1 protein-coding gene is annotated in these 316 nt (G+C 65.2%); it reads left to right on the plus strand.

Annotated elements, in window-relative coordinates; genetic code table 11:
- Positions 1-316: hypothetical protein (locus OQ02_RS45460; RefSeq protein WP_033443852.1), on the plus strand; the 316-nt coding region annotated here is incomplete at both ends.

Raw genomic sequence — 316 nt, forward strand, 5'->3', positions numbered from 1 at the left:
CAACAACGCCACCATCCGCAGCCTCTTCGACAACGAGGTCGTCTGCCGGGGTCCGGGCGGCTGGAGCAAGAACATGGTGATCGGGCAGAACGTGTACGACACGAACTCGGGCTCCCCGTTGCAGGACGTGACGCTCTACACCCGCTTCCTCGTCCACCCCGGCATCGCCGGCACTGTCACCTGCACCGCCAACGTGCGGGGCAACTCGCTCAACGCGAACGACGCCACCTACCGGTTGGTCAGCGGGTACATCACGTTCGCCGACACCTCCGTCACCAACGCCACCAACGGACAACCGGTGCAGTCCAGCGTGAGC

It is taken from the genome of Saccharothrix sp. NRRL B-16314 (genome assembly GCF_000716595.1).
Classification (GTDB): Bacteria; Actinomycetota; Actinomycetes; order Mycobacteriales; family Pseudonocardiaceae; genus Actinosynnema.